We start from the raw sequence: 10,111 nt of genomic DNA on the forward strand, positions 1-10,111 counted from the left end.
TTTGAATTTAATATTTATATTGTTAATTAATTGCTAAACCATTCAGTTGGCTTAACATCTAAATTAATATTGATTTGTTTTACCTCAGTAAACGTATCAAAGCCAAAGGTTCCTAACCCGCGGCCAATCCCGCTCTGCTTGTAACCTCCCCACGGTGCTTCATTATAGGCGAGGTTATAAGCATTAACATAAGTAATTCCGGCTCTTACTTTTTTAATAACCCTCAAAGCTTTGGCGCCATCTTGTGAAAAAACACCTGCTGCAAGTCCGTATGAAGTATCATTTGCCAGCTGGATTGCTTCCGCTTCATCTTTAAACTTTTGAACGACAAGAACTGGTCCAAAAATCTCTTCCTGAACAATTCTCATGTCAGGTTTGGTGTCAATAAATATTGTTGGTTCAAAGAAATAACCATTTTCAAGCCCGTTGCTTGTGATACGGTTGCCACCGCAAGCTAATGTAGCCCCTTCGTCTAAGCCAATTTGAATATATTCAAGGATATTCTTCATATGGTCTTCACTTACAAGCGGACCCATTTCTGTTGTCGAATCATCTCCAGGGCCAACTTGAATCTTTTTTGCTCTTTCTACCAATCTAGCAATGAATTTATCATGAATGCTCTCTTCTAACAGTAAACGGGATCCCGCATTACATACTTGACCGGCATTGGTAAAAATTCCATTCAAAGCATAATCGATGGCTGTCTCAAAATCTGCGTCAGCGAAAACAATATTTGGCGACTTGCCGCCTAGTTCGAGTGAAAGGTTTTTAATATTTCCTGTTGCTGAATTCATGATGCTTCTACCCGTTGCTGTACTACCTGTAAAAGAAATCAGATCCACCTTTTGGCTTTCCGCTAATTCATTTCCTACTGTTGAACCACCTCCTAAAACTAGATTTACAACACCAGCTGGTATCCCCACTTCTTCCATGATCTCAAATAATTTGTAAGTGGTGACAGGAGTGATTTCAGCTGGTTTAAATATAAGCGTATTTCCCGCCGCAAGCGCAGGGGCTATTTTCCAAGCTCCCGTCAACAATGGAAAATTCCATGGAGCGATAAGTCCGCATACACCGACAGGTTCCCGAATAACCATGGCTTGTACAGGATCGGAAACAGAATACGTTTGACCATTTGGCTTTGTCACTAACCCAGCATAGTAACGGAAACAATTCACGGTATCAGCAATATCAAACTCTGATTCTTTAAGGGGTTTTCCCGTATTCTCAGTTTCAAGTTTGCTAAGCTCGTCTGCCTTTTCTTCAATCTTATCCGCTATTTTAAATAAGTAGGTTGCACGTTCAGATGCCGGTAAGTCTGACCAAATTCCGGAGTCAAAAGCTGTTCGTGCAGTATTAATCGCCATTTGGGCTTCTTCTCTACTTCCTTTCGGAGCTTCAGCCATATTTTTACCGTTTGCAGGATTCACAACATAACTTCTTTCTCCACTTAATGAATCCATCCATTCACCATTAATAAACATTTTCAACTTCAGCATAATTACAAACCTCCAATATATTATTTTTTACCTTACCTGTTGAGGGATAACCTCTCGATCAATGTCTTGTACATTTTGTGGAATCAATTCTTTATCAAAATGAAACTCAGGAAGTGGTTGGCGGAACCCTTTCGTCATATAGACAAGATAAATCAAGCCGCATGCCATCCAGATGCCCCCTAGAATCAACGCATCCCTTTCTAAATGTGACCATAACCATGTCGTAAACGCTGCCCCAATGAGTGGTAATAATAGGTACCGAATGCAATCCATAAAAGAACGCTTATGATTTTTGATAAAATAATGGGCGATAACAGACAGATTTACAGATGTAAAGGCAATTAACGCTCCAAAATTGATAAACTTAATAACTTGTTCTAGGGTTAATGGAATTGCGAGTAAAGAAACTACGCCAATCACAAGGATGCCAAGTGACGGTGTTTTAAATTTAGGATGAATGTATCCAAATATATTTTTGGGTAATACGGAATCTCGTCCCATCGCATATAACACTCGCGATGCGCTTGTGATTGAAGCGATCCCTGAAGAGAAATTACCAATAATCACTGCTGTAATAAAAACGGACTTAAATAAGTTTCCTCCGATAAGCATTGCAATTTCAAGTGCTGCAGAATCAGCATGTTTGAATGAAATGCCCGGATGCACCAATTGTGCTAAGTAAGAAGAGCCAATATACAAAACTCCGATAAACAATAGCATGATAATAATCGCTCTTGGGATCGTTTTTTCGGGATTGATTGTTTCCTCTGATAAAGTGGTGAGTGAGTCAAAACCAAGAAAACTAAAGCAAAGAATGGTAGCACCTGCCAAGATAACGGACAAGGAAACATCTGCATCAAACAATGGCTTAATTGAGAAAAGACTACCCGCCCCTACTCCTTCTGATAAACTTTTGAAGGATAATATCCAGAAAAGGCAAACAAAAATGACTTGAGCAATAACAAAAATTTTACTCATTATTGCTGAGATCTCCACACCTAGTATGCTCGGAGATACGATGCTTGCAGTCAACACAATTACCCACACATAATGCGGGATTCCAGGAAATACAGCACTTAAAAAGACAGTGGACATCAAGCAGGTAACCATAGGGGTTAATATATAATCAAGCATAATCGTCCAACCGACAATGAACCCAACCTCAGAATTAATAGATTTTTGCGTAAAGGAATAGGCTGAACCTGAGATCGGGTAGGCTTTCGCCATCTTACCATAGCTGAGAGCTGTAAAAAGTATTGCTAGAAAAGCAATAATGTATGCAGTCGTAATAACACCTCTTGAGGTAACGGCAGCAATTCCATAGGTATTAAAAAACACCATGGGGTTATTCCATGCAATCCCTAAAAAAACAACCTGTGACAAAGTAAGTGTTCTTGCAAGCGCTTTCTGTTTCATAACTCAACTCCCTCCGTGTTAATAAATTTAATTCCTAGATTATTTAGAACATTTCGTATTTTTATTGTAAACCTTATTGTTACACAAAGGTCAATAGGTGTATTATATTTTTTAGGGGGGGTGATTTCACTGAAAATAAAGGAAAAATTAACCATTGGAGAAATGGCTAGGTTAAGAGGGGTAACAACGGAGACTTTACGCCACTATGATCGGATTGACCTATTCAAACCTCAATATGTCGATCCCGATTCGGGGTATCGCTACTATTCTATTTTTCAATATGAAGTTTTAGGGACCATTAAAGAGTTGCGGCAACTTGGGATGAGTACGGATGAAATAAAGGATTATTTTAATGAACGTAATTTTAATAAGTCCTTGGATATTCTGAAAACCAAACATACGGAACTTGTGTCAAAACTGAACGAGTTACATGACTTGGAGGAAAATATTCGGGGGAAAATTGGATACTTGGAGCATGTAGCGAAAGAAAAAGAACTTCAATCGGTGTTTTTCCGCGAAATAGGAAGAAGGAAGTTAATTACCTTAAATGAAAAAATAAATAATAATTTGGAACTCAGTTATGGTGTTATAAGGTTAGAGAATATGCTCACCGAGAAGACACCAATTCTGGCTAGTAATAGACTAGGCATTATCATCCAGGAAGCGGATCTTAGAGCGAAACGATTTGAAGAACCATCCATTATTTTTGTAGTGGCAAAAAATAAAGAAAAAATACCAAAACAGTGTCAAATGACGGTTCCTGCTGGGTTATTTGCGTGTATTCGTTATAACGGGGAATTATTATGGAATCGAAGCGAAAGTTTGAGTAAGATATTGGAATATCTTGATGAAACCGGATATCACATAACCGGCGATGCGCTGCAAATTATGCACGTCGATATTACAATCACAGATAAACCAAATGAGATTACATTCGAAATTCAAGTTCCAGTTCAAATTTAGGGACGGGGGGACAATTCAAATTATGCAATAGACAAAGGAGGGCCAATGGCCCTCCTTTTGTTCACATATTTTAATTTAACCATACCACCTGATAGATACAAATGAAACAAACCTCGCCCATTTCCCTCAAGTTTCCCTTTCAATCAATCGTTTGATTAGAATGGCTGCACTCCTTGATAAATATGAATCAGCCTTCCCCAAGGCATAAATAAATTGTTGAAAAATGGTCTTAAAATTGGGGAAAGAAACGGTCCAAACCACTTTTGTCACTAATCGACAGCCGTTCGATTAATTTCTATTTAAGCTATACTACTCAAACGTTTAGTTAAAAAATCTACAAGTATTGATTTATAAGAGCCTCTCCTGCCAGGCAAGAATGAAAATTGTCGAGAAACGGAAGTAAATTCCGCAGGAAATATCTCAACTTTCCACAAAATCAGATAGGATTCAAATAAACATACATAATTCTATTAATTTCCCGTCTTTTCCCTACTACACAAACGATTGGTTAAAACTTGCCTCAGCATCCGTCATGACTGGATTTATCACTTAAAATACCTGAAAAGACTGTCGATAGCTGTCTCCAACAAAGCCTTTTTGAAAAAGGGAACCCAGGTGGGCAGCTGAATTAGGATTTCTCCCCATTCAAATATGTGGCTTTTTACTGAGTGTCCTCTAGTAAAACTAGTTAACAGAATAAATATAGAAGGTTATCAAAATCCTGTGTTTCAGCAAAGACGTGATTATTCTCATCGTATATATAGAACTGTTTGTCGACAAAATTCCGGCTGTAAACAAAATTAGCTTTGGACACCAAGTTTATGAAAAATTTACATTATTAAATCTCATTCAAAAATGATTGAATAAACGGTATGGCAGCACCTATAGGTACGCCATTAGCAGGTGAACGGCTAATATGAATAAATGGTTCATTATTTGGAAATGCTGTTTTTTTATTAACTTTTTCATGAAGAATTTCAATATCTTCTTCCTTTAAGTATGGAGATATATGTCCACCGATAATAAATTCTCTGTTAAGGACAAGATGTATATTGTTGATTGAAAATGCTAAATTATCTAAAAAGCAATTCCACCTCTCAACATAAGAAGGGATTCTAGAACGTACCTGTTGGAAGAAAAAATCTAATGATTCATCTTCTTCTAGAAGCGCATTAACAGAGCTATACGTTTCCATGCATCCTTTGTTTCCGCAGTAACAAGAAGGACCATCAGGATTAATTGTCATATGTTCTATCGTTCCACTATGTCCTTCTTTTCCCATATAAATTTGACCATCTATGATAATAGCACCCCCAAGGTGCGGCCCAATCGAGAGATAGACAGCATCTCCAATATCATTTCTTACCCATAGCTCTGTTGTAGCGGCACACTTGGCATCATGTAAAAACATACAGGGATAAGGGAGATACTGTGCAAAAACCTCAATATCTAATCCTGTAGAGATCAATATTTTTCCATAAGTGATTTTCTTTCCGTCATTCGACGTTAATCCTTGGACAGCAAAACCAATCCCAAGAACCTGCTCTTCTTTCACATCGAGAGAGGAGATGAAAGACTGTACAGCTTGGCTTACCTCTTTGTAATAACCATCTTCATTAGAATACTCCATCGCCAGTCTCTCTTGTTGAAAGGCATGCCCACGCAAATCAATGGCCAGAATCTGTACAGTCCCCTTCTGAATCTCTACCCCAATGCTGATCCTAGCCTGAGGGCAAATGGCATAAGCAGCTGCACGCCTTCCCACCGAAGATTCAAACTGCCCGCTCTTCTCAATCAATTTTTCTTTTTCCAAGCGAACGAGGTTCTGGGTGACCGTCGGTAAACTCAAATGAAGCTGATTGGCAACTTCTTGTTTTGAAAGCTTCTCATATTGATAAATGAGATGGTAGATCGATGAGTAATTGCCTTTTTTTATATCTTTAAACGTGATGCTATTGTCCATGGAAAATACCCCATTTTATAAACTAATTTTATAAAAACATTTACTTTAACTCTTATAAATATATCATAAGAGCGGATACATTCACAGCTTTGTCAAAGGTGTCTGCTAATTTTAAATTTTATAATTATTGACTATCGGGGAAAATAGTTTTATTATGTAAATGTATTTTATAAAAGCATTTTATAAAATAAATTAACTAAAAGGGAATGGGAAAAATGGGGATTATTGAAAAAATGAGACTGGACGGAAAGAAAATTTTTGTAACAGGTGGTGCAAGGGGTATTGGTAAAAGCGTTGCAACTGCTTTCGCTGAAGCAGGAGCAGATATAGCAATTGTGGACTTGGATATCGAGGAAGCCACAAAGACAGCGAAGGAACTTGAAGAAAATAATGGAATCAAGTCGATTGCCATCAAGGCAGATGTCACTAACCCAGCAGATGTTGATGCTATGATTGAAACCATACTAGAAGTATTTGGACGTTTAGATGTTGCCTTCTGTAATGCAGGAATCTGCATGAACGTACCAGCAGAGGAAATGACCTTTAAACAGTGGAGAAAAGTCATCGATATTAATCTTACCGGTGTATTTCTAACGGCCCAAGCAGCTGGAAAAGTCATGTTAAAACAAGGTGGCGGTTCAATTATTAATACTGCTTCTATGTCTGGACATATTGTGAATGTGCCACAACCACAGTGCTCCTACAATGCTTCTAAAGCAGGAGTGATCCAGTTGACAAAATCTCTGGCAGTGGAATGGGCAACAAGAAATGTGCGCGTAAATTGTATCAGTCCTGGATATATTGGAACAGAACTTACATTAAATTCTCCAAGCTTACAGCCGTTGATCGAACAGTGGAATGAAATGGCACCGCTTCACCGAATGGGTCGACCAGAAGAACTTCAGTCCATCTGTGTTTATCTAGCAGGAGACACTAGCAGCTTTACGACGGGATCTGACTTTGTCATCGATGGAGCTTTCACTTGCATTTAATAGACTAATAGATTCTTTAGGAGGACTATCTATGAACTATCTACTCGGTACAGATATCGGAACATCCGGTACCAAAACCATCCTAATGGACACAGAAGGCAATCTGATTGCTCAAGATTTACAGGAATACGATGTATTGACCCCAAAGCCTTTATGGGCAGAGCAATGGCCAGAGGTTTGGCTTGATGCAGCGAAAACCTCGATTAAAAACACGGTACAAAAGGCTGGAATTCCAGCGGAGAAAATACGTGGTATCGCCATTAGCGGTCTATATGGAGGTTCAGGAATTCCATTGGACGAAAAAATGGAACCTGTTAGGCCGTGCATGATATGGATGGATCGAAGAGCAGAAGCGGAAACAAAGTGGATAATAGATCATATCGGGGAAGAAAAACTTCTCGAAATTACCCATAATGGAGCCGACCCTTATTATGGCTATACCAAAATGTTATGGATGAAAAATCATGAACCGGAAAACTGGAAGAAAACCAAGCTCTTTCTCCCACCAAATGATTATGTCATTTATAAACTGACCGGAGAAATTGCCATTGATTATTCTTCTGCTGGAAATATCGGCGGAATTTTTGATATGAATAACAGAACCTGGTCAAATGGCATGATGGATGCGATGGGAATTCCTCTTTCGATGATGCCAGAAAAAATCGTGGAATCAACCGATATTGTGGGTGGATTGACAAAAGAAGCCGCAGTTGAGTTGGGACTTTCTGAAGGAATGCCAGTGATCGCCAGTGGTATTGACTGCGGTGCTGCCAATATCGGCCTCGGTGTTTTTGAATCTGGTATTTATGCAGCCGCAATTGGAACTTCGATGTGTGCAGCCTTCATTTCCGATAAACCAGTGAAAGGAAAAGATTTGATTGTTTGGCCCTATTTATATGATGCCAAAAGACTTTCTTATTATTTTGCAGGTGGAGCTACAGCTGGAGCCATAGTGAAATGGTTCCGTCAAACGATGTGTCAATATGAATTGAAAGTAGAAAAAGCTGGCGGGAAAAATGCCTATGATGTGTTAAATGGACAGGCAGCTAACATTCCGGTTGGAAGCGAAGGTTTGATTGTCCTTCCTTACTTTATGGGAGAGAGAAGTCCAATTTGGGATTCCGATGCAAAAGGTACCATCGTGGGACTTTCATTGGCACATACAAAAGCTCATATTTATCGCGCATTTCTGGAAGCGGTTGCGTTCTCTTTACGAGATGCAATCGAAGCGACCGGAGAAGATCTTGGAGAATATATCTTGCTTGCAGGTGGTGTCACAAAGTCAAAATTGTGGAGACAAATCTTTGCCGATGTCACAGGCTATCCAGTTGTCTGCCCGATTCATGATGTAGAAGCAAATATGGGAGATGTCATGCTGGCTGGAATTGGTACGGGTCTCCTCTCTTATGAAGATGTGAAGAAATGGCAGGTTCTCGATGAGAAGATTATGCCAAATAAAGAGAATCATAGGAAATATAATGACTATTACCATGTTTATAAATCTATCTATCAAAATTTAAAGTCTGATATGAAAACGTTGACAAGACTGTCTACAACATGATTTGAGCATATGCTTTACCAATTAAAAAAAAGGATATGTGATAGAAATGAATATATGGAAAAAAAGAATTGGATATGGGGCGGGCGACTTCGCCTGCAACCTCGTATTTAGTACAATGGCGTCTTACCTGCTGTTTTTTTATACGGATGTCTTTGGAATAACCGCAACCGTAGCTGGTACTTTAATGTTAGTAACCAAAGTCATTGATGCTTTTGCCGATACGGGTATGGGATTATTGGTGGATCGGACTCGTACTAGGTGGGGGCAAGGAAGACCCTACTTCCTGATCGGAGCGATTCCGTTTGCTGTCTTTACGGTCATGACCTTTATTGTTCCTGATTTCAGTATGTCAGGAAAAATTTTATGGGCTTATATCACTTATTGTTTGTTGAATATTGCTTATACGGTGGTCAATATCCCTTTAAATACGATTGTACCAAGGTTAACCTCAGATAACCATGAGCGAAACTGGTTAGTATCGACTAGAATGATTTGTGCGTTAATTGGAACCGCTTTAGTTATGTCGATTACGACGCCGATGGTCAATTTCTTCGGTCAAGGAGATAACCAAAAAGGTTATTTCATTACGATGACCGTTTATGGCATCGCGGCGGTGATCGTATTTGTGTTTACCTTTATGAATACAAAAGAGGTGGTTCCGCCAACCGTCCAACCTGGAAAATCTTCTTTTAAACAGGATTTTAAAGGATTGACTGGCCCTGCCGTTATTTTCTTTATCTTGAACTTTCTCTATTTTGGTCTTTTTGTCATTAGAAATACAACCGTGATCTACTATTTCACGTATAATTTGGGCCATACGGATTGGCTGACGTTTGTAGGACTATTCGGTATTCTCTCTGGTCTGCCAATGCTGCTGCTTTTACCTTGGCTTCAAAAGAAGATGCCCAAGAAAAATGTATTGCTTATAAGTACAGTCATTTATATGGTTGGAGATTTTGTGATTTATTTTGGAAAGACCTCACCTGTCTTACTGATTGCCGGTTTGGCGATTACTGGGCTTGGGATTTATGGCATCTTCGGCACCACATTTGCGATTCAGCCAGATGTTATTGATTATTCAGAGTACAAAAACAATCGAAGCATTGCTGGGATGATTGCCGCTTTCCAAGGATTTTTTGTAAAAGTAAGCTTGGGCCTTGGAAGTGCACTTGTAGGAGTTATCCTGAAATTGGGCGGTTATGTTCCAAATGCAAAACAAACTGCAACCGCTTTAAACTATATTGAAATCTGCTTTATCTGGGTCCCAATGGCCATTTGTGTACTGATTGGAATTACGATGTTTTTCTATAAACTTGATGATAAACGAGCGGCGATGGATGTAGAACTCGAACGGCGACGTGCATTGGTAAACCAAAATGTTGTAAACCTTTAATAAAGCGTATTCATTAAGTATACAAGAGGAATAAAACGAAAAGATCATGAATGTATTTGTGAGACATGGGTATGGTACCTATAGTAAGTTTCGGGAACTGCTACTAGAAATAGTATCCATGTCTTACATTCTCTCATCAGCAGCTGTCCTCAACAAATTGCACTTGAATGGATTTTTCCCCCTTCACGGGCACTGTGAACCTTCCAGAGCGACCACCTATCACTTACATTCTCATAAATTGCTAATCCTCGAACACAATATAATTTCCAACGCATAACAAAAAGACAACCTTTTCAGGTTGTCCTTAATATGCCTGGCAACGTC

General features: G+C 39.0%; 7 protein-coding genes. 4 read left to right on the plus strand and 3 right to left on the minus strand.

What is annotated here, in order from left to right; genetic code table 11:
* Positions 1–26: 26 nt before the first annotated feature.
* Positions 27–1,499 carry an aldehyde dehydrogenase family protein gene (locus COE25_RS10135; protein ID WP_098932552.1) on the minus strand — a complete coding sequence of 491 codons (1,473 nt, stop codon included), beginning with the start codon at positions 1,497–1,499 and terminating at the stop codon, positions 27–29.
* 27 nt (positions 1,500–1,526) lie between these two features.
* Positions 1,527–2,915, minus strand: a complete 1,389-nt coding sequence (locus tag COE25_RS10140) for an APC family permease (protein ID WP_098932553.1) — start codon at positions 2,913–2,915, stop codon at positions 1,527–1,529.
* A gap of 120 nt (positions 2,916–3,035) precedes the next feature.
* On the opposite strand from COE25_RS10140, the gene COE25_RS10145 reads away from it, so the two are divergent.
* Complete coding sequence (locus tag COE25_RS10145; RefSeq protein ID WP_218964323.1) at positions 3,036–3,878, plus strand: MerR family transcriptional regulator; 843 nt, start codon at positions 3,036–3,038, stop codon at positions 3,876–3,878.
* Between the two features lie 838 nt (positions 3,879–4,716).
* On the opposite strand, the gene COE25_RS10150 is transcribed toward COE25_RS10145, so the two are convergent.
* Positions 4,717–5,841: an ROK family transcriptional regulator gene (locus COE25_RS10150; protein WP_098932554.1), complete on the minus strand. Its 1,125-nt coding sequence runs from the start codon at positions 5,839–5,841 to the stop codon at positions 4,717–4,719.
* 215 nt (positions 5,842–6,056) lie between these two features.
* Here COE25_RS10150 and COE25_RS10155 point away from each other — a divergent pair, with 215 nt between their 5' ends.
* From COE25_RS10155 to COE25_RS10165, 3 genes are read left to right on the plus strand one after another with little or no spacing between them, the layout of a single operon-like run.
* On the plus strand, positions 6,057–6,833 hold the full coding sequence (locus COE25_RS10155; RefSeq protein WP_098932555.1) for an SDR family oxidoreductase: 777 nt from the start codon (positions 6,057–6,059) through the stop codon (positions 6,831–6,833).
* 31 nt (positions 6,834–6,864) lie between these two features.
* Positions 6,865–8,394 carry an FGGY-family carbohydrate kinase gene (locus COE25_RS10160; RefSeq protein ID WP_088090039.1) on the plus strand — a complete coding sequence of 510 codons (1,530 nt, stop codon included), beginning with the start codon at positions 6,865–6,867 and terminating at the stop codon, positions 8,392–8,394.
* Between the two features lie 46 nt (positions 8,395–8,440).
* The gene (locus COE25_RS10165; protein ID WP_098932556.1) at positions 8,441–9,787 is read left to right on the plus strand and encodes an MFS transporter; all 1,347 of its coding nucleotides are present in this window, start codon (positions 8,441–8,443) and stop codon (positions 9,785–9,787) included.
* Positions 9,788–10,111: the final 324 nt, after the last annotated feature.

Source organism: Bacillus sp. AFS031507, from assembly GCF_002584635.1.
Taxonomy (GTDB): Bacteria; Bacillota; Bacilli; order Bacillales; family Cytobacillaceae; genus Neobacillus.